Source organism: Gordonia sp. QH-12, assembly GCF_001578675.1.
GTDB lineage: Bacteria > Actinomycetota > Actinomycetes > Mycobacteriales > Mycobacteriaceae > Gordonia > Gordonia sihwensis.
The window spans coordinates 46,215-65,399 of record NZ_KQ969297.1; the positions used below are offsets into that span (position 1 = coordinate 46,215).

Annotated in this window: 17 protein-coding genes; 6 read left to right on the forward strand and 11 right to left on the reverse strand. The window is 68.5% G+C overall.

What is annotated here, in order from left to right:
* Positions 1-28 precede the first annotated feature (28 nt).
* On the forward strand, positions 29-1,363 hold the full coding sequence (locus Y710_RS14285) for an MFS transporter (RefSeq protein ID WP_006895429.1): 1,335 nt from the start codon (positions 29-31) through the stop codon (positions 1,361-1,363).
* Between the two features lie 60 nt (positions 1,364-1,423).
* On the opposite strand, the gene Y710_RS14290 is transcribed toward Y710_RS14285, so the two are convergent.
* Positions 1,424-2,230: an IclR family transcriptional regulator gene (locus tag Y710_RS14290; protein ID WP_045536798.1), complete on the reverse strand. Its 807-nt coding sequence runs from the start codon at positions 2,228-2,230 to the stop codon at positions 1,424-1,426.
* An 81-nt stretch (positions 2,231-2,311) separates the two neighbouring features.
* Between Y710_RS14290 and Y710_RS14295 the strand changes: the two genes are divergently transcribed.
* The 3 genes from Y710_RS14295 to dmpG are packed head-to-tail and all read left to right on the forward strand — an operon-like array spanning position 2,312 to position 5,122.
* Entirely contained in the window at positions 2,312-3,142 is an 831-nt protein-coding gene (locus Y710_RS14295) for a 2-keto-4-pentenoate hydratase (protein WP_062367761.1), read from the forward strand.
* Complete coding sequence (locus Y710_RS14300) at positions 3,135-4,100, forward strand: acetaldehyde dehydrogenase (acetylating) (protein WP_006895433.1); 966 nt, start codon at positions 3,135-3,137, stop codon at positions 4,098-4,100. Before Y710_RS14295 ends, Y710_RS14300 begins: the two co-directional genes overlap by 8 nt.
* On the forward strand, positions 4,097-5,122 hold the full coding sequence (dmpG, locus tag Y710_RS14305) for a 4-hydroxy-2-oxovalerate aldolase (protein ID WP_006895434.1): 1,026 nt from the start codon (positions 4,097-4,099) through the stop codon (positions 5,120-5,122). The genes Y710_RS14300 and dmpG overlap by 4 nt, the downstream gene beginning before the upstream one ends.
* A gap of 139 nt (positions 5,123-5,261) precedes the next feature.
* On the opposite strand, the gene coaE is transcribed toward dmpG, so the two are convergent.
* Complete coding sequence (gene coaE / locus Y710_RS14310; protein ID WP_197462943.1) at positions 5,262-6,209, reverse strand: dephospho-CoA kinase; 948 nt, start codon at positions 6,207-6,209, stop codon at positions 5,262-5,264.
* Positions 6,210-6,271: 62 nt separating this feature from the next.
* On the opposite strand from coaE, the gene Y710_RS14315 reads away from it, so the two are divergent.
* Entirely contained in the window at positions 6,272-7,786 is a 1,515-nt protein-coding gene (locus tag Y710_RS14315) for an outer membrane protein assembly factor BamB family protein (protein ID WP_062367748.1), read from the forward strand.
* A gap of 53 nt (positions 7,787-7,839) precedes the next feature.
* Here Y710_RS14315 and Y710_RS14320 read toward each other — a convergent pair whose 3' ends face one another.
* Together Y710_RS14320 and Y710_RS14325 are read right to left on the reverse strand one after the other, a co-directional pair.
* The gene (locus Y710_RS14320) at positions 7,840-8,385 is read right to left on the reverse strand and encodes an SWIM zinc finger family protein (RefSeq protein WP_006895437.1); all 546 of its coding nucleotides are present in this window, start codon (positions 8,383-8,385) and stop codon (positions 7,840-7,842) included.
* Positions 8,382-10,073, reverse strand: coding sequence for a DEAD/DEAH box helicase (locus Y710_RS14325; RefSeq protein ID WP_062367749.1), 1,692 nt, complete (start codon positions 10,071-10,073; stop codon positions 8,382-8,384). The genes Y710_RS14320 and Y710_RS14325 overlap by 4 nt, the downstream gene beginning before the upstream one ends.
* A 157-nt stretch (positions 10,074-10,230) precedes the next feature.
* Here Y710_RS14325 and Y710_RS14330 point away from each other — a divergent pair, with 157 nt between their 5' ends.
* Positions 10,231-10,989, forward strand: a complete 759-nt coding sequence (locus tag Y710_RS14330) for a TetR/AcrR family transcriptional regulator C-terminal domain-containing protein (protein ID WP_062367750.1) — start codon at positions 10,231-10,233, stop codon at positions 10,987-10,989.
* 44 nt (positions 10,990-11,033) lie between these two features.
* Here Y710_RS14330 and Y710_RS14335 read toward each other — a convergent pair whose 3' ends face one another.
* The 7 genes from Y710_RS14335 to Y710_RS14365 all read right to left on the reverse strand — a co-directional run bounded on the left by Y710_RS14335 (position 11,034) and on the right by Y710_RS14365 (position 19,159).
* Positions 11,034-11,795 (reverse strand): LppU/SCO3897 family protein, encoded by a 762-nt coding sequence (locus Y710_RS14335; RefSeq protein WP_062367751.1) that lies wholly within the window; start codon positions 11,793-11,795, stop codon positions 11,034-11,036.
* 72 nt (positions 11,796-11,867) lie between these two features.
* Positions 11,868-12,389, reverse strand: a complete 522-nt coding sequence (locus Y710_RS14340; protein WP_062367752.1) for a ribonuclease FAU-1 family protein — start codon at positions 12,387-12,389, stop codon at positions 11,868-11,870.
* A gap of 47 nt (positions 12,390-12,436) precedes the next feature.
* Positions 12,437-13,681: a PucR family transcriptional regulator gene (locus Y710_RS14345; protein ID WP_062367753.1), complete on the reverse strand. Its 1,245-nt coding sequence runs from the start codon at positions 13,679-13,681 to the stop codon at positions 12,437-12,439.
* Complete coding sequence (locus tag Y710_RS14350) at positions 13,678-15,114, reverse strand: phytoene desaturase family protein (protein WP_062367754.1); 1,437 nt, start codon at positions 15,112-15,114, stop codon at positions 13,678-13,680. Before Y710_RS14350 ends, Y710_RS14345 begins: the two co-directional genes overlap by 4 nt.
* Entirely contained in the window at positions 15,114-17,027 is a 1,914-nt protein-coding gene (locus tag Y710_RS14355; RefSeq protein WP_062367755.1) for a DUF3556 domain-containing protein, read from the reverse strand. The genes Y710_RS14350 and Y710_RS14355 overlap by 1 nt, the downstream gene beginning before the upstream one ends.
* Before the next feature lie 108 nt (positions 17,028-17,135).
* On the reverse strand, positions 17,136-18,590 hold the full coding sequence (locus Y710_RS14360; protein ID WP_062367756.1) for a class I adenylate-forming enzyme family protein: 1,455 nt from the start codon (positions 18,588-18,590) through the stop codon (positions 17,136-17,138).
* 122 nt (positions 18,591-18,712) lie between these two features.
* Positions 18,713-19,159 carry a QcrA and Rieske domain-containing protein gene (locus tag Y710_RS14365; RefSeq protein WP_062367757.1) on the reverse strand — a complete coding sequence of 149 codons (447 nt, stop codon included), beginning with the start codon at positions 19,157-19,159 and terminating at the stop codon, positions 18,713-18,715.
* Positions 19,160-19,185: the final 26 nt, after the last annotated feature.

Genomic DNA, 19,185 nt, shown 5'->3' on the forward strand with positions numbered 1-19,185 from the left:
ACCTCACACCCATGAAAGGCCGATATCGATGTTCACCCGATCCTCCGACAAGGCACTGAGCGATCAGCAGGCGCGACGCCGGGTCGCCTCGGCGATGCTCGTCGGCACCACTCTCGAGTGGTACGACTTCTTCCTCTACGGCACAGCTGCCGCATTGATCTTCAACAAACAGTTCTTCCCGTCGTTGAGTCCCGCCGCAGGCACGCTCGCGGCCTTCAGCACGTTCGCCGTCGGCTTCGTCGCGCGTCCGCTCGGTGGCCTCGTCTTCGGTCACTTCGGCGACCGGGTCGGACGGCGGAACACGCTCATCGTCTCGCTCCTGATGATGGGTGCGGCCTCGACGCTGATCGGCGTGGTGCCCAACTACGGGTCCATCGGAGTGTGGGCGCCGGTACTGCTGGTGCTGCTTCGCGTGGTCCAGGGACTCGGTCTCGGCGGCGAGGGTGCCGGCGCCACGCTGATGTCGATGGAGCACGCGCCCGCAGGCAAGCGGAACCTCTACGCGGGTTTCCCGCAGATGGGCACTCCCGCCGGACTGGTCCTGGCGAACGTCGTCTTCCTGACCACCAATGCGGTGATGCCGTCCGGAGCCTTCGACGCGTGGGGCTGGCGGATCCCGTTCCTGCTCAGCGCGGTGCTTGTGGTGATCGGTCTGGTGATCCGCCTGCACGTCGAGGAGTCGCCCTCGTTCAGCCGGGTCGTCAGTCACCGGGCCGTCGAGCGGTTCCCGCTGCGAGAGGCGATGCGCGTGGGTGTCGGGCGGATGGCACTGACGCTCGGCGTGATGATCGCGAACTCGGCGGTGGCCTACGTGTTCATGGTCTTCACCCTCTCGTACGGCACCGAGCACCTCGATTACAGCCGTTCCTTCCTCATCGTCTGCGTCTCGGTCGCGGCCGTGATCTGGTTCGCGACCATCCCGTTCTGGACTCGGATCGCCGACCGCAGCGGCCGGCGCTCCATGTTCGTCGGAGGGTCGGTCGCGCTGCTGATCTGGTGTCTGGTCTTCCTGCCGATGCTCGGCACGGGCAGTGCGGTGATCACCGCCGCGGCGTTCCTCGGGATGGGCGTCATCGTGCCGATCACGCACAGCGTCCAGGGCGCGATCATCGCCGACACCTTCCCGGCCGCCGTCCGCTACTCGGGAACTTCGCTGATCCTGCAGGTCGGCGCGATTCTGGGCGGGGGACTGGCACCGATCATCTCTTCGGCGCTGGTCGGGGAGTCCGGTGGCGCCGCCGGCGTCACCGCGTATCTCGCCGTTGTCTGCCTGCTCAGCCTGGTGTGCGCGGTGGTTCTGTTCGCTCGGGTGCCGGAGCCGGAACCCGCTGCGGCGGCCGCCGCCGAAGGTGCGACCGTGTGACGACTCGCGACACTCCGGCGACGAGGCGGGGCGGCCGATTCGATCGGCCGCCCCGCCTCGTCAACGCAGCGTGCGTCGACGGTCGAGGGTGGACGCGATCCCGGTCGCTGCGGCGCGGACCGCGTCGGTGTGCGCCTCGGGCCGGTACCGCGTGAGCGGGCCGGTCACGCTGACCGCGGCCACCACGGTGTTGTTCGCGACGTCCAGGATCGGCGCCGCAACGCACGCAATTCCGGGAGCCGACTCCTCGTACTCGAAGGCCGCTCCGGATTCGCGGATGGCATCGAGTTGGCGCGCCAGGATGCCCGGCGCGACGATCGTTCGCGGGGTGCGGCGGGGGAGCGGTCCGGCGAGGACGCTCTGCTGCAGAGCGGGATCCGAGTGCGCCAAGAGTGCCTTGCCGATCCCCGTGCAGTGCAACGGCATCCGGCCGCCTGTGCGCGAGGGCGCGCTGGCCTGACGGTGACCGCCGATCTTCGCCACGTAGACCACCTCGTGGCCGTCGAGGACACCCAGGTGCACGGTCTCCCGGGTTCGCCCGTAGAGGTCCTGGAGGAAGGGCATCGCGATCTCCAGCAGACTGCGTTCCACCGACGCGAGCATCCCGAGTTCGAACAGGCCGCCGGACAGTCGGTACCCGTCGTCGGTCCGGTCGAGGAGCCGGACCCCGACGAGTTCACCGGCCAGCCGATGCACCGTCGCCTTGTGCAGACCGGTGCGGCGCACCAGTTCGGCGAGGCTCAGTTCGTTGTCGTCGACAGTGAAGGCCCGGAGGATGGTCACCACTTTGCCGACGACGGTGGCGCGGTCCACGGCGTGCTCGCCGTCGCCCGGATCCGACGGTTTCGAGGGCGTCGTTCTGGCCATGCGGACGACACTACCGCCTCCGTCTCGCTCAGCGAGACGACGCTCTTCTCTTCGGGCGGCACAGCGGTGAGCATGGTCACCATGACCGAGACCACCGAACGCGAGCCGGCGCAGAATCCGGTCGCCGAAGACCAGGCCGCGCAGCGGCTGCTCACCGCCCTCCAGACCAGACAGGCGTGCACTCCGGTGCGCGACCTGATCGGACCCACGGATCTGGCCGCGGCCTACCGCGTCCAGGAACGGCTGACCGCGGGCCGGGTGTCCGGCGGTGCGACGATCGTCGGCCGCAAGATCGGCCTCACCTCTGCGGCCGTTCAAGACCAGATGGGCGTCGACCAGCCCGACTTCGGCGTCCTCTTCGACGACATGGCGTACGGCGACGGCGAGGTGGTTCCGATCGACCGGCTGCTGCAGCCCAAGGCCGAGGCGGAGGTCGCTTTCGTCTTGAAGAAGGATCTCGCCGACGGTCCGCTCGACATCGAACAGATCCGCGATGCGATCGACTACGGCGTCGCCGCACTGGAGGTCTGCGACAGCCGCATCGACGGCTGGGACATCGCATTCGCCGACACGGTCGCCGACAACGCCTCCTCGGGGGTCTACGTCCTCGGCACCGACCGCAGGACGCTCGACGAGTTCCGTCCCGTCGACGTCGGCATGTCGATGCTCGTCAACGGCGAGGAGGTCTCGACCGGTGAGGGCGCGGCCTGCCTCGGAGACCCGCTCAACGCCGTCGCCTGGTTGGCCCGGGCCGCCCGCGACTTCGGCGAACCCCTGCGCGCGGGTCAGGTGATCCTGTCCGGAGCGCTCGGCCCCATGCGCCCGATTCAACCCGGAGACGAGGTGACCGTCGTGATCGACGGCCTCGGATCGGTGAAAGCCCGTTTCAGTGAAGGGAACTCCCATGAGTAAGACGTCAGGCGGCAAGACGAAGGTCGCCATCATCGGCTCCGGCAACATCGGGACCGATCTGATGATCAAGGTGCTGCGGACCGCCAAGCACCTCGAGATGGGTGCGATGGTCGGCATCGATCCCGACTCCGACGGCCTGGCCCGCGCCCAGCGCCTCGGCGTGCCCACCACGCACGAAGGCGTCGAGGGTCTCGTCGCGATGCCGAACTTCGACGAGATCGAGATCGTCTTCGACGCCACCTCGGCCAAAGCCCACGAGCACAATGCGTCGATCCTGCAGCCGCTGGGCAAGCGGTTGATCGACCTGACGCCGGCGGCCATCGGACCGTACGTGGTGCCGGCGGTGAACATCGGCGACCATCTCGATGCGCAGAACGTCAACATGGTGACCTGCGGCGGGCAGGCGACCATCCCGATCGTCGCCGCGGTGTCCCGCGTGGCGCCGGTCGCCTACGCCGAGATCGTCGCGTCCATCGCGTCCAAGTCGGCCGGACCCGGCACCCGCGCCAACATCGACGAGTTCACCGAGACCACGTCGGCGGCCATCGAGCAGGTCGGCGGGGCCCGCAACGGCAAGGCCATCATCATCCTGAACCCGGCCGAGCCGCCGCTGATCATGCGCGACACCGTGTATGCGCTGGTCGATGCGCCGGACCTGGACACTCAGGAGCGGATCCGCAATTCTGTCGAGAAGATGGTCGCGGACGTCTCCGCATACGTCCCGGGGTACCGACTGAAGCAGAAGGTGCAGATCAACCCGATCGCCGAGGGGTCGCCGGTTCAGACGCTGATGACCCAGGAGCCGGAGTCGGCTCCCACCCACCAGGTGTCGGTCTTCCTCGAAGTCGAGGGTGCCGCGCACTATCTGCCGGCCTATGCCGGGAACCTCGACATCATGACGTCCGCGGGCCTGCAGTACGCGGAGCGGATCGCAGCGCTGAAGGAGTCCAACGCATGAGCACCCCCATCTTCGTCCAGGACGTCACGCTGCGTGACGGCATGCATGCCATCCGCCATCAGATCAGCACCGACGACGTCAAGCGCATCGTCTCTGCGCTCGACGAGGCCGGCGTCGACGCCATCGAGGTGGCGCACGGCGACGGTCTGGCGGGCGGCTCGGTGAACTACGGGCCCGGTTCCAACACCGACTGGGAGTGGATCGAGGCCGCGGCGAGTGTTCTGAAGAACGCACGGCTCACCACTCTGCTGCTGCCGGGCGTGGGCACTGTCGAGGAACTGAAGCACGCATGGGATCTCGGCGTCCGGTCGGTCCGCATCGCGACGCACTGCACCGAGGCCGACGTCTCCGCACAGCACATCGCCGCGGCGCGGGAGATCGGCATGGACGTCTCGGGCTTCCTGATGCTCTCGCACATGTCGACCCCCGAGAAGCTGGCGGAGCAGGCCAAGCTGATGGAGAGCTACGGCGCGCACTGCGTGTACATCACCGATTCGGGCGGACGCCTGACGATGAACGACGTGGTCGCGCGAGTGAAGGCCTACCGGGCCGTGCTGAATCCGGAGACCGAGATCGGCATCCACGCTCACGAGAACCTCTCGCTGTCGGTCGCCAACTCGGTGGTCGCGGTCGAGAACGGCGTCTACCGCGTCGACGCCTCGCTGGCCGGCCACGGTGCCGGAGCGGGCAACTGCCCGATCGAGCCCTTCGTCGCCGTCGCGAATCTGTCGGGCTTCGAGCACCGCTGCGACCTGAACAAGCTGGAGGACGCGGCCGACGACATCGTCCGGCCACTGCAGGACCGCCCGGTCCGCGTCGACCGCGAGACGCTGACGCTCGGTTACGCCGGCGTGTACTCGTCGTTCCTGCGTCACGCCGAGGCCGCGGCCAAACGGTACGACCTCGACGTGCGCGACATCCTCACCGTGTGCGGTGAACGGCGTCTGGTCGGTGGCCAGGAGGACATGATCGTCGACATCGCCCTCACTCTGGTGGCGGAGCGCGACGGCGAGGTCGCCTAGCATCTCGCTCAATTCGACGAAGCCCGCGCGGTCACCGACTGCGCGGGCTTCGTCGTGCCGAGCGGATACCGGCCCCTGTCTGGCGTCGTCGGCGCTGATTCGACGGGCGATCGGAGTCTGACGTCCGCCACGCGAACCGCTACGCCGACGGCGCTACCGGACACACGTGCACGCGGACCGGACGCGCCGGATCGGCGCTGGCGTGCAGGCGTTCGTCCTCGGACGACGACAGCCGCGGGAACCCGCCGTCGGCGAGTGCGTCCGCGAGCGAATCCGCGGATCCGAGGTCGGCGACCGTCACCCGGATATCGATCACCGGTGGCGCCGACTGCCCGACGACGGCGGTCGGGCCGACGTGCTCGACCGCCGTCGCTCCGGCCCCGACCAGCGCCCATACGCGGTTCACGACGCGGCGTCCCAATACGGCCCACCAAGGGTCGTACTCCTGTGGCCGTGTCGGCAGCTCGGCACAGACGCGGCCGGCAACGTTGTCGCGCAACGGAATCAATCGCTCGTTCCAGACGCGCAGAGCCTGAGCCGCGAGCTCGTCCGGGGTCCCCGAGTTATCGAGCCAGATGTCGGCGACGTCTCGACGCTGGTCGTCCGTCGCCTGCGCCGCGATTCGGGACCGCGCGTCTTCGGGATCCATGCCGCGCAGGTTCACCAGGCGGTCCAGCCGGACGTCCGCATCCGCGTGCACCACGGCGACCACGTGATAGAACGGCGCCATGTTCCCTTCGACGAGGAGCGGGACGTCGTGAAGGATGATCGCGTCGGCGGGCGCCGCGTCGGTGAGCTCCTGGGTCCGCGCGCCGATCAATGGATGCGTGATCGAGTTCAGGAGCTTGCGACTGTCGTCGTCGACGAATGCACGCGCCGCGAGGGCCGGACGGTCGAGAGCGCCGTCGGCGTCGAGGATCTCCGGTCCGAAGGCGTCGACGAGCTGAGCCAGACCCGGCGTGCCGGGCTCCACCACCTCGCGGGCGATGCGGTCGGCGTCGACGTGATACGCGCCGTGTTCGATGAAGGTCTTGGCAACCGTCGATTTGCCGGCGCCGATGCCGCCGGTGAGTCCCACTCTGATCACGAGTCCCAGTGTGTCAGACCATCGGTCACCGCAACGTACGGCGTGATGGTTGAATCGGCGATATGCCGCCACTGTCGCATCGGAGTGTTCTGCCCGTCGTCGTAGTTCTCCTGATGATCGTCGAGGTGGTCGTGGTCGGCGTCGTGTTGTGGCCGCGCGGAGACGACGATCTCGAGTACGGGCCGGGACCGATTGCGCTGCAGTCCATGCCGTCGGCGCCGGGTGAACGGTGGAAGCTGACTGCGGAAGACGTCCTGGGAGCTGACGAACCCGCCGATGAACGTGCGTCGATCTCGATCAAGGCGCAGTCGGATGATGTGGTGGTGGTCGTCGGCGCTGCCGAGCCGCACGCGCGTACGACGACGTTGGCGGCGGTCGACGTGCAGTCGGGGAAGGTGCTGTGGAGTCGACGCGAGGCGGGTCACTGGGCCGACTGCGCCGTCGGAGACGGCCCGACGCTGGCATGTACGAAGAACGTCCGATTGAGCGGCGACGTCGTGGCTCGCGTCTCCTTCTTCGACCTGGCCTCGGGTGCCGAGCGCGTCGTGCAGACCGTCCGCGTCCACGGGACGCCCAGCATCGTGTCGGTCGATGACGGATTCGTCGTTGCGGTGCCCAGGGATTCAGGCGTCGGACTCCGCGAGGAGGGCCCGGTCCCCGACAGGGGTGCTGCCACCGTGGACCGGAGACCGTTGATCACGCGATTCGAGCCGACGGGGCAGCGTTCGTGGTCGGTCAACGGGTCGACCGGAGAGCGCACCGTGCGGTCGGTGATCGGCTCCAGGGTGATCGTGATGGAGTCCGACGACGGTGCCGTCTCCTTCTACCGGGCCGACACCGGCACCCTGGTCCACCGTGAACCGACGTCGATGGCCCCGAGCTGTGGCGCGCCGGACGAGGTCACCGGAATGATGGTGTGCACGTCGATCGTCGGGCAGCCGTCGAGACCGAACTACTTGCTCTATGAAGGTGGATTCGCGGTCGACCCGGCGGGCGGGAGTCCGGTGACCGTGACGTACGACGAGACCGGGCGGCGGACCGGTCGATTAATCGGGTGGCGGCTGGCCGAGGGCGCAGATTTTCCGCGCGAGCGACCGCTCGTCGACCCCGAGTCGATCCCCGTCGTCTCCGGGCGCAAGGTCGGCGTCGTCACCGCTGACACTGGCGCGCTGCGCTGGACCCGAGCGGTCACAGGCGACGGCATCGCAAAGGTCCGCGCCCTCGACGAACGACACGTGGCGGTCGGAACGAGCGAGTTCGGGCCCGGCGATGCGTACTCGGAGACCTGGCGGCTCATCGATGCCGCCACCGGCGAGTCCGGTGGAACCGTCACGTCGAACTTCGGGGCATGGCTGTTCGGGTTCGACGGTCGGCGACTGCTGTTCGCCGGCGACCCGGCTGAGCACCAGCGGCCCAATGCTCCACGACTGACGGCGTTCGACGGCGAGAACGGAAGCAGGCGGTGGACCATCGACCCGGCAGACCGGGATGCCGGTTGGCAGCAAGTCGGGCGCGTTCTCTACTCGGTCGGCTCGACCGGCTACGGACCCGGCTGGATCGCCCGCTACGCCTCCTGACCGGTGTCGCGCAATCGTGAACCGATCCGCCACGCGACCGGCGGGGCCGCGCCTCACCCGTAGAACGTCGCCGGATCCAGTGCGGACAGCGGCGTCCACGGGCCGATGCGGTCGTCCGCAGGCACCTCGCCGTCGAGAGCGTCGCCGAAGCCTCGCAGCGACAACGCCAGCCGGGGATCCTCGTCGACCAGGCGAATCGTCTCGTAGAGCAGCGCGAGGACGTGCACGCAGCGCGGTGACCGCGCGCGACACGAGCAGTCGACCACTGCGAGTTCCGGCGGTCGCGGGCCGAGTGCGGCGTGGACCTCGTCGGTCAACGCGGATGGGCCGGGTGTGGCACCGACCAGGTCAGCGACCGCACGCGCCGCGTCCCGTCCCATCGGAGCGAACTCGAGATACGCGACGGACGCCGCATCGCCTGCGACGACGGTGCCGCGGATCAGACGTCCCTCCACGTGCACGTCGTTCATCGCATTGCGCGCCATGCGCCTCGCTCTCGGCAGGGCGGGCTCCGGCCTGGTGACGTGGGTCGGCTCCGCGATCCGGAGGAAGTCCCGGCCCCAGACGGTGAATCCGAACTCTGTGCTACTGGTACTCATGCGGTCTCCTCTCGGTTCCGGCGCAGGACTTCGATCAGCCGTTCGTCGGAGAGCTCGGTGAGAACCGCGAGCGCGCCGGCGTCGGCGTCGAGGTCCAGCGCGGCCTTCTTCCGGTGCATCGTGGCAATGTGCTCCTCCAGCGTTCCGGCCGTGGTCAGCGTGGTGACGGTGACGATGCGATCCTGGCCGATCCGGTGCACCCGGTCGGTCGCCTGAGCTTCGACCGCGGGGTTCCACCATCGATCGAAGTGAACGACGTCGGCCGCGCGGGTGAGGGTGAGACCGGTGCCGGCGGCCTTGAGGCTCGCGACGAGAACGCCGCAACCCGCGCCCGACTGATACTCGTCGACGATCCGGTCGCGTTCAGTCCGCGTGAGCCCGCCGTGCAGGAAGGGAACCCGCGTTCCGAGGAGGTCGCCGAAATGAGCGGCGAGCAGTTCACCGGTCTGGCGGTACTGCGTGAACACGACGGTTGGCGAACCGTTCTCGACGTTGGTACCGACGATCTCCGCGGCGACGTCGAGCTTTCCCGAACGACCCTCCACACGACCGGTGACCGGTCCGGAAGCGATCAGACCCGGATGATTGCAGACCTGCTTGAGCCGGGTCAGGGCCGCCAGGATCGCGCCGCGTCGCGCCATCCCGGCTCCGAATCCCTCTGCCTCGGCGCGGTCGAGGATCGCGTCGTAGATCCTGCCCTGTTCCTCGGTGAGGTCGCACTGCACGTCCGTCTCGATCTTGGGTCCGAGGTTAGCGGCGACCTCGCTCTTGGTGCGTCGCAGAATGTGTCCCGAGATCGCATCGTGCAGACGGTGCTTGGCCGTGGCCGAGCCGTTCTGGATCGGCAGCGTGTAGCGGCGGCGGAAGAGCGCGCGGTTGCCGAAGGCGCTGGGCGCGACCAGGTTCAGCACCGACCAGAGTTCGTCGAGATTGTTCTCGATCGGCGTCCCGGTGAGCGCGATCCGTGCGTCGGCGGTGATCGCCCGCGCGGCGCGCGAGACCTGGGTCCGGCTGTTCTTGAGCGCCTGCGCTTCGTCGAATACGGCGGTGGCCCATCTCACTGCGGCGAGTGCGCCGGTGTGACGGCGAAGGGTGGGATACCCGGTCACGACAACGGTGCGGTCGCCGGGCGGTGGCAGTTCGCCACCGCGGAAGTCGGTGGCCTCCAGACCGGGAGTCCAGCGGCGTATCTCGCGAATCCAGTTCGTCACGAGGCCGGTGGGACACACCACCAGCGCCGGCCCGTGGCCGGCGCGGGCCAGGTGAGCGATGGTCTGCAACGTCTTGCCCAGCCCCATCTCGTCGGCGAGGATGCCGCAGCCCTCCGCGCATACCTCGGCGAGCCAGGTGACGCCGCGCAGCTGGTAGGCGCGCAGGTCCGCGGTGAGCAGGGGCCGGAGCGACTCGGCCGCGGCGAGGGTGTCGACGAAGACCGCACGAGCGTAGGCGGCCGAGGTCGCGGCGTCACCGGTCGCGTTCAGGACCGCGTGCGCGGCGGGAGGCAACTCGACGTCCGCGTCCGGGTCGGCAGCGATGCGCGACCAGGCCTGCGCCGACGGGGTCTGGCAGGCGGGCAGGCGGTCGGCGTCGACGATCCGGCAGGCGACGTTCGAGGGGACGAGGCCTGCCGTGGGCCCGTGCCCGGAGGGCAGCGGAATGCGAAGGGTATGCGTTCGCCCTGCGGACACCGAAGGCGCCCACAGTGCGAACGCATGCCGGTCGGTCAGATAGGTGGCGTGCAGGGGTACGTTCTGCCTGGTCAGAATGTCTCCTCCGAGAACCTGTGGGGATGGCGTACGATGTACGGAACTGATACCGTACGCCTTACGGAGAGGATTGTCGAGGATGGCGGACGAGACCGAGAACGTGCGGCGCACCGTCGAACTGCTGTGGCGGGCACCGAGTGATGTTCAGGTCCGGCCGGGACCGCGGCAGCGCACCACCGTTGAGGCGGTGGTGCGGGCGGCGGTGGCGATCGCCGATGCGAACGGGCTGGCGCAGCTGTCGATGCGGGTGCTCGCCGCGGACGTCGGACTCAAGCCGATGGGGCTCTACACGTATGTGCCGAACCGGGAGATTCTGCTGGCTCTGATGGTCGACGCGGTGGCGGTCGAAGACACCGCGATCGACACGAGCGCGACTATCGACGCAGTGCTGCGGGCGGTTGCCGATCAGTACCGTGACGAGATCCTCCGGCATCCGTGGCTGCTCGACGTCCCTGCGTGGCGCCCGGTCCCGGGACCGGGCTCCTCGCATAGATACGAGGTCCAGCTCTCCGCCGTCGCGGCGGCCGGGGCCAGGTCGGGGAAGCACTTCGGCGATGTGGAGCTGGACGCGGTGATCGCTTCGCTGCGAGCCTTCGCCATCGGCAATGCCCGCTCGCGGATCGACCAGATGGTGACGTACGCGAACTCGGGAATGACCGACGAACAGTGGTGGGAGACGGCCGGGCCATTGCTCGCCGATGCGATGCCCGAGGGGCGGTATCCGATCTCGTCCCGGGTCGGCACCGCCGTGGGCGAGGAGTTCGCCGGCCCGGGAAACGCCGACCACGCATACGAGTTCGGCCTCACCCGACTGATCGCCGGCATCATCCGCGGATGAGTGCGGGTGCGCGATCGGTCGGATGAGGCCGGTGCCGGGACGGGCTACTTCCAGCCGTACCCGTCGCCCTGAATCTCGGCGCAGAAGCCGATCCGGCGCGCCGGATCGGTCTGCACCTCGTAGGTGAACGCCTTCTGCTTCTCGGAATCGGTGCAGTTCGGCACGTTCGCGGACTCGGCCCGCTCGGTGATCTTGTATCGGGCGGTCAGGCTCGACGAGGGCGTCGAACAGGCGACGGTCTTGAGGTCGGCGCCGATCGAGATGGTCGATTCCTCGTAGCACGTGCCCACCCGGTAGTTCGGGATCAGGCACATCACCTTGTCTGCTGCGCCGGTGCCGTATTCGTACACGTAGTAGTTGTAGTGGCCGGCTTCGCATGCCGCCTGGGAGTCCAGTTTGGCGCCGACGATGTACGAGACCGAGCTCGTGTCGGCGCAGTCGATGGCGGCGGTCGTCACATCGGTGGTCGATCCGTCCACCGTGATGCACGAACCGATGGGGCTCGAGTCGACGCTCGTCCCGCTGTCCTTGTCCTTCAGGATCGTCGCAGCTACGGCTCCGGCGATCACCACTGCGAGGAGGATGACGGCGACGATGACGACGCGTCGGATCCCGTTCTTCTTCGGCGGCGGCGGCGGATAGCCCGGCGTGCCGGGGACGGGAGCGAACCCGCCGACGGGCGCTTGCGGCTGCGGGTAAGGCTGTCCGTACTGAGGATACGGTTGAGGCTGAGGTTCGGGCTGCGGATACGGCGCAGGTTGTCGGCCGGCCGGCTCGGGCTGGTGGGGCGGGGTGGGAGGCGTCATCGACGGCGGACTTCCTGTGAGGCAGATGAGAACCGTAGGGGAGTCTGTCACACGTTCGCCCGATACCGGCGATCAGGCTCGATCGAGCCATTCGAGTGGTGTACCCGCCTGCGCGTCGAGCCACGACTGCACATCTCCCGAGGTCGTCGCGCCGATCAGCGCCGTCGTCGCGATCCGCACGGCGTCTTCGGCCTGTGCGGTGGTCAGGAACCCGGCGGCATGCGCGTCGAACAATTCGTCCACGTCGATCAGCGCGAGCGGTTCGCCCGGAACGTCTACGAGATCCAGATACCAGTCGACCGCGTGCCAGCGGCTCGCCTCGTCGGGACCGGAGAACTCGCCGATATCGAGATACAGGCGTTGCCCCGGGCGGTGGCCGGCCACGAAGTGGAAGATGTTGGCGCGCAGTCCGAGAGACGGCAGCAGCCAGCTCTCCAGATGAGTGAAGCGCGGATGGTCGGCGGTGCGCGACATGTACAGCCCGAAGTCGGTGACGCGGTAGTCGAGCACCTCGCGCACGACGCCCTTGTTATCGGTGTTCGTCATCGCGGGGACGTCGAAGACCTCGCGCTTGGGCGGATGCAGATCGGCCATGCGCCCAGCTTGTCACAGCGACGGACGGCCGGCGGTGCGGAACGGCGTCATCGTGCGATGAGCACCATCGGGCCGAGGAACTCGCACGCGGTCAGCGCCAACCCCACGTCTAGCCGGTCGTGGTCCGGCCCGACGGTCGCCAGCGCCTTGTCGATGCGGTACTTGACGCTGTTCCGGTGGAGGCTGAGCCGTTCGGCGGTCCGCACGTGACTGTCGCCCGTCGCGAGAAAGACGGCCAGGGTTTCCCGCAGCGACGCGGCCGACGGGCTGTCTTCCGCTAGGTCGCCGAGGACTTCGCGGACCCACGGCCGCGTGTGCTCGATGTCGCGTTCCAGCATCGCCGCCAGCGCGATCCCGCGATCCCCGAAGCCGGTCACCTGGCCGGTCGGGCTGTCCGGCAGATGCGCGACGGTGAATGCGGCGCGCGACTGCTCGTGACTCCGGCAGAATCCGGCGGTCCCCGGCGCAGCGTCGCCGAACGCCATCCGCACACCCTCCGGCAGTGAGGCGGTCCGCAGGGCGGCGACGGCGTCCACGCCGCGCGCACGGTCCGCCAGGGGCACCCACGCCCAGAGGGTGGAGGCGTCGACCGGAGCGATGAGCGCCGGTGCCGCCGACCCGATTCCGGCGAAGACTCGGCGCGCCACCCGATCGAGGTCCGCCAGTTCCAGGGACGCGCGTTCGGTGAGCCACAGGATGATCGCGCGATGCACCCGATCGAGGCGGTAACCGGTCTCGCGTTCGAATGTGGCCGCGCCGGCTTCGGGAGCCGCGAGGAGATTGTGCACCGTCGAGGACAGAACGGTGCCCTGCGTCCCGATCCACCTGCGCCGTTCGTCCTCGTACACTTCGAACACCGCGGCGGTGATCCAGTCGATGTAGCGATACAGCACGGTCGAGACGTACTCGGTCAGCTCGACGGTCTCGGCCGCACCCAGGTGCTGGTCGGCGATGAGTCGGTAGCAGCGCTGCTGAACCAGGTTCTGGCCCATGTGGTAGGCCCGGACCAGCGCGTTCGACGGAATGTCGCGCTGAGCCAGACGCAGCGCGTATTCGACGGCCGCGGTCGGCGGCTGCAGATGAGCCAGCGGAATGTCGTTGGTCAGGATGTGGACGATGTTGGTCACGTTGGCGTGGACACTGGCCTCGAGCATCTCGACCAGCACCGGATCGGTGTCGAGCGGTGCGATCCCGCGCGCCAGTGCCTCGGCGACGACGTCCGAGAGTGCCAGGTGTCCGGCGCCGAGCGCTCGGCCGACCTCCGCGGCCCGGGCACGGACGATCTCGGTCACCGTCGTCGCCCGTCGCCCGCCCGTCGCAGATGCCGCAACGCCGACCCGGCCGCGTGATAGCCGCACAGACCGTGGACGCCGGGGCCGGGCGGTGTGGACTGCGAGCACAGGAACACCCCGTCCACACCGGTCGAGTACGGATCCAACGCTGCCCTGGGACGAAACAGGAGCTGCAGGCCGTCATTGGCCCCGCCCATGATGTCGCCTTCGGCGTAATTACGGTTGTACGCGGCCATCTGGGGGACCGTCGTGGTCTTCATGTCCACAATGGTGTCGCGGAATCCGGGCGCGAACCGCTCGATCTGCGAGATCACTTGCTGCGTCGCGTCGCCGGAGTAACCGGCCGGAACGTGCGCGTACGACCAGATCGGATTGATCCCCGCCGAACTGCGCGTCGGATCGGCGATGTATTGCTGTCCGACCAGGACGAACGGCCGGTCGGGCAGGACTCCCCGGTCACGGAGCTTCTCGGCGCGCCTGATCTCCTCGAAGGTCCCGCCCAGATGGACCGTGCCCGCACGTCCGCAGTCCTTATCGCGCCACGGGATGTCGCCGCGAATCGCGAAATCGACCTTGAACGCGGCGGCACCGACCCGGTACCTGCGGTAAGCGCGCCGGATACGCGGCGGCATCCGGTCTCCGTAGAGCCGTTCGGCCTGTGCGGGAGAGAGGTCTAGCAGCACGACATCGGCGGCGGGGATCTGATCGCGGGACGTGATGGTGACACCGGTCTCGATCGTGCCGCCGTGATCGGCCAGGGCGGCCGCGACCGCGGCGATGATGGAGCCGGAGCCGCCTTCGGCCACCGGCCAGCCGTATCGGTGCCCGCTCGCAGCGATCATCAAGCCCAGCGAGGCGGTCAGCGGTCGGTCGAAGTCGGTGTACACGTGGGCGGCGATGCCGCCGTAGAGTGCACGCCCGGCGGGGGTGCGAAACAGCCTGGCCATCACTGACACCGGGAGCAGCGCCCGCGGGCCGAAGGCCGCGAGTTCGAACGGGTGGACGGGTGCATGGGCGATCGGCCGCAGCAGATCGTGTCCGAGATCGTCGAAGTTCCTGGCGAGATCCCCGAGGGCGGCGCGCCAACGGCGCCCGTCGGCGCCCAGCCCGTCCGCGGTCTCGGTGATCGACCGGAACAGCAGCGCGGTCTCACCGGAGTCGAGGGGATGGGCGCAGTCGATCTCGGGCCGGCGCCATCGTAAGCCGTAGCGGCCGAGATCGATCTCCCTCCAGAACGGCGAACCCACCCCCATCGGATGAAACGCCGAGCACAGGTCGTGGATCACACCCGGCACCAGCGACTCCGCCGAGCGAGCACCCCCGCCGACGGTGTCCGCGGCTTCGAGAACCTGGACCTTCACGCCGTTGCGTGCGAGCTGCAGCCCGGCGGCGAGCCCGTTGGGCCCGCCGCCGACGATGACCGCGGTGGACATCAGACGGTCTCCGCCGCAGGCGTATCCGTCTCCGCCGGCGTGTCCGTCTTCGCGACTGTCTCCGTCTCCGTCGAAGTGCGGGGTCCGGCTTGATGATTCACGGTCTCAGCCTGGTCGACGCTGGTATAGGCGTCAATGCCCGGATGCGGGCTCGCGAACTCGCGACGCCAGGTCACCTCCACCGGGATCGGGCCGTGCGGCAGCCACGGCTGTTCGTTCACCGCGTCGCGGACCCGCCACCGGCCGCGCTCCACGACACCGAGTGCGGCGTCGATGATCAGATAGTCCTGGGTTCCACGGTGGATGGGCTGGGACTCGGCCCACACCACGGTGAACTCGCCCGGTGCGAATCCACAGCGACGTTGCAGGGCGGCGATCATCTTGGTGTCGTGGAGATGGCCGTCACCGAAGTTGAACGCGACCAGCGAGTTGCAGGAGAACTCGGCTTCGCGCAGGTCGTAGGTGTTCATCCGGTCGTCGCCGAGATGCCGCTGCATCAGCGACAGCAGGCCGCGGCCCTGGCTGTGCATCGATCGCCAGGCGAGCATCTGGTGCATCACCACGTCGGCGACCTCGTCCGGGAACGTCGCCGTGAGCTGCGTCTTCGTGTTGAGCGAGGAGCGCACCACGTGGCGGTTGAGCTTCTCCTCGGCGCCGGGCGCGAAGGCCCAGGTGGCCGCCGCCCAGTTGCCTGCGTACTGCCGCATCGACGGGAGGAAGGAGACGAGGTCGGGGCGCAGATTGCCGAGGACCGGGAATACCAGCAGCGCCACCGCGATCAGCACGATCAGCCAGGGTGAGCCGGTGTCGGACAGGGCGTAGCCGTCCCATGCCGGAAAGCCGAGGAACAGGAAGACCGCGCTGTAGGCGAAGAGGATGTTCCACTCGAGCGGGACCGCCAGCGGGAACGTCGAGAAGATGAACAGATGGAAGCAGACCATCAGGACCACGGCCGCCGCGGTGAGTGTCCGATCGGCTGAGAACAGCAGGACCAGGGGAGTGGCGATCTCGACGACGGTGCCGAGTACGTGGCCGAGCAACCCGGCGATCTTCGACGGACGCAGGTCGTCGGGGAACGAGCGATAGTTGAGGCGTTTGACCGACTTCAGGGCGAGCCACGGCGTGTTCGACATCATCGGCCCGATCACCATGGAGAAGTGCTTGCCCATCTTCGAGACGCCGGCACCGACCCACACCACCACGATGAGCAGTTTGAGCGCGAGGATCATGTCGACGAAGGGCAGGAAGGCGAAGAAGGCCACCGCAGGCAGATACTGCTCTGATCGCGCCGCGATGAACGGCACCTTGTCCCGCAGCCCCAGGATCACCATCATCGCGAGGTAGGGATAGAGCACGGCCGGATCCACGAGACCGTGATTGCCCGGCACCAGAGCGTCGAGCCGGCTCCCGTGCACGGTGGGCAGGAACAGTGCCACGACGAGGTTCACGACGATCGCCGCGTAGAGCGCGACGTCGAAGAGGGTTCGGGAGTCACCCTTGGTGAAGGGAACTCTGTCCGGCCACGGTGGCAGCCGGATGGTCCGGGGCCGGAGCCAGAACAGCGCGCCGCCGGTCATCGGCTTGAAGTGCCCGGCCAGCGGTCCCCACGAGCCGCCGACGCCCAGCGTCTCGACGAGGAGTGTCCAGAGGACCAGCTTCTGATACACCACCGGCTGGTTCCACCACTCCGAGACGGCCAGCGGCGAGTGGCCCGAGCTCAGCGTGGCGATCGTGACGCCGACACCGATGTAGAGGATGAGGACTTTGGCGAGGTAGATGAGGTGAACCGCCTTCTGCGTACCGAAGCCGTACTCGGCCCAGTGCGTGCTGAGCACGCGCAGGCGGTCCAGCAGCGGTCGCCGGCGGAAGGTCGCCGGATCGACCGGCGGGAAGTCGGGTTGCGTGAGACCCATGGTTGGTCACTCCAATCGTGTAGGGAGAGAGCGGAGAGCAGGTGTCGCCGGACAGGGGGTATCGCGCCGCGGCGTGCGCGGCGTGCGGGAAGTCGGGGTGCGAGAGCGTCAGCCGGAGACGAGCCCGCGACGGAGGGCGGGCTTGTCGATCTTGCCGACCGGGTTGCGGGGGAGTTCGGTGACGATGTGGACGGCGTCGGGGAGTTTGACCCGCGCCAGCCGCCGGGCGAGGTGCGCGGTGATCTCATGGGAGTCCACGGTGGCGCCGGGATGGCGGACGACGTAGGCGACAGGCACTTCTCCGTACAGGCTGTCCGGTGCGCCGACGACGGCGCACTCGAGGACGTCCGGGTGCGTCGCGAGCGCCGCCTCGATCTCCTTCGGATACAGGTTCTCGCCGCCGCGGATGATCATGTCCTTGATGCGGTCGACCACGGTGAGGTAGCCGTCGGCGTCGAGGCGTCCGACGTCACCGGTGTGCAGCCGCCCGTCGACGAGGACGTCAGCGGTCGCGCCGGGCCGGCCGAGGTAGCCGAGCATCACCGCCGGACCGCTGATCACGATCTCGCCCGTCTCGCCTGCGGGCAGCTCGCGGCCCTCGGCGTCCACGACGGCGATCGTCTGGCCCGGCAGGGCGGGTCCCACCGTGCCGAGCCGGCGTTCGCCGCGCAGCGGATTGCAGGCGCTGGCGCATGTGGCTTCGGTGAGTCCGTAGCCCTCGAGGATCGGGAACGCGAACCGCGACTGGACCAGCGTGAGGAGCTCTCGCGAGATCGGAGCCGCACCGCAGATCGCGACTCGGATCGAGGACATGTCGGCGTCGGCGGAGTCGGAGGAGGACGCGAGGAGCGCGTAGACGGTGGGGACACCGGAGAAGTACGTGGGCCGCAGGCGACGCACGTCGTCGAAGAACCTGCTCACGGAGAACCGTCCGGTGATGCTGACCTGAGCGCCTGCGAGGAACGGTGAGAGGACGGACACGCAGATCGCGTTCACGTGGAAGAGCGGCAGGATGAGGAGGGCGTGATCGGCGGCCGTCAGTTCCAGCAACCGCACCATCGACGTCGCTATGAAGTGCAGGTTGGCGTGGGTCAGCTGCACGCCCTTGGGGCGCCCGGTGGACCCGGATGTGTAGATCAGCAGGGCCACCGCATCACGCGGCGGGGCCGCAGGCGCGATCCACCCGGAACTCGGTTCGAGGGCGAGGTCCTCCACGTCGAGGACGGGCCGGTCGCCGACGGCACGGTCGGCGACCACGACTCTCGCGCCGGCATCGTCGAGCTGATGGGTGGACTCCTCGTCGGTGAACGCCGGATTGACCGGCGTCGCGGTCGCGCCGAGCCGCCACGCGGCGGCCATCACCACGATCAGTTCCGCACGATTCGGCAGCATCGCGGCCACGACGTCGCCCGCGACGACGCCGCGTGCGGCGAGTTGTTCTGCGCAAGCGTCGACCCGAGTCGCGAACGCCGCATACGAGTATTCGTGGCGGTCGTCTCGAATGCACGGTGCCTCGCCTCGAACGGCATTGTCCCAGGGGAAGTACGACGCGGTCGGAGTCACGGTGGGTCACCTTTCATTGATGTTGTGAGAGACAACACTAGAAAGGTGTTCGTGGGCGGGCTACGGCCTGCGAAGCCAGAATTCGCGGCGGTGATTGTGCACTGAGCACAAGGCCCGCGGCGTCACTCCCGGATGATGTTGGAACCGTCGACTCGCACCGAGACCTTGCTGAGCGGCCGGTCGGCGGGACCGTTCGCGACGGTGCCGTCGAGGTGGAACTTACTGCCGTGGCACGGGCAGTCGATGGTGCCGTCGCTGACTCCGGAGAGGGTGCAGCCCGCATGCGTGCACGTAGCGGTGAACGCTTGGTAGTCGCCCGCTCTCGGCTGGGTGATCACCACGTCACCGGCGATCACCCCACCGCCGACGGGGACGTCGGAGACGGTGGCCAGCGTGCCGGCCGGGGCTCCGGACGGCGGGGTCACGCCCGCGGGAGCGGACTCGCGCGAACCGCACGCGCTCAGCGCGACGCCGAGAGTCAGGGCTCCGGCGGTGGCACCCGCGCCCGCGACAAAGGTCCGGCGCGAGACGCCCGCGGGGCTGGTTGAGGTCGGGGTGTCGGAAGACATGGCTGGTCGGTCCCTTCGGTAGCGAG

Bases quoted from the DNA above. Each gene is read 5' to 3' on its own strand.
- Y710_RS14285 (WP_006895429.1), top strand. From the start codon at position 29: ATGTTCACCCGATCCTCCGACAAGGCACTGAGCGATCAGCAGGCGCGA.
- Y710_RS14290 (WP_045536798.1), bottom strand. From the start codon at position 2,230: ATGGCCAGAACGACGCCCTCGAAACCGTCGGATCCGGGCGACGGCGAG.
- Y710_RS14295 (WP_062367761.1), top strand. From the start codon at position 2,312: ATGACCGAGACCACCGAACGCGAGCCGGCGCAGAATCCGGTCGCCGAA.
- Y710_RS14300 (WP_006895433.1), top strand. From the start codon at position 3,135: ATGAGTAAGACGTCAGGCGGCAAGACGAAGGTCGCCATCATCGGCTCC.
- dmpG (WP_006895434.1), top strand. From the start codon at position 4,097: ATGAGCACCCCCATCTTCGTCCAGGACGTCACGCTGCGTGACGGCATG.
- Y710_RS14315 (WP_062367748.1), top strand. From the start codon at position 6,272: ATGCCGCCACTGTCGCATCGGAGTGTTCTGCCCGTCGTCGTAGTTCTC.
- Y710_RS14320 (WP_006895437.1), bottom strand. From the start codon at position 8,385: ATGAGTACCAGTAGCACAGAGTTCGGATTCACCGTCTGGGGCCGGGAC.
- Y710_RS14330 (WP_062367750.1), top strand. From the start codon at position 10,231: ATGGCGGACGAGACCGAGAACGTGCGGCGCACCGTCGAACTGCTGTGG.
- Y710_RS14335 (WP_062367751.1), bottom strand. From the start codon at position 11,795: ATGACGCCTCCCACCCCGCCCCACCAGCCCGAGCCGGCCGGCCGACAA.
- Y710_RS14340 (WP_062367752.1), bottom strand. From the start codon at position 12,389: ATGGCCGATCTGCATCCGCCCAAGCGCGAGGTCTTCGACGTCCCCGCG.
- Y710_RS14350 (WP_062367754.1), bottom strand. From the start codon at position 15,114: ATGTCCACCGCGGTCATCGTCGGCGGCGGGCCCAACGGGCTCGCCGCC.
- Y710_RS14355 (WP_062367755.1), bottom strand. From the start codon at position 17,027: ATGGGTCTCACGCAACCCGACTTCCCGCCGGTCGATCCGGCGACCTTC.
- Y710_RS14365 (WP_062367757.1), bottom strand. From the start codon at position 19,159: ATGTCTTCCGACACCCCGACCTCAACCAGCCCCGCGGGCGTCTCGCGC.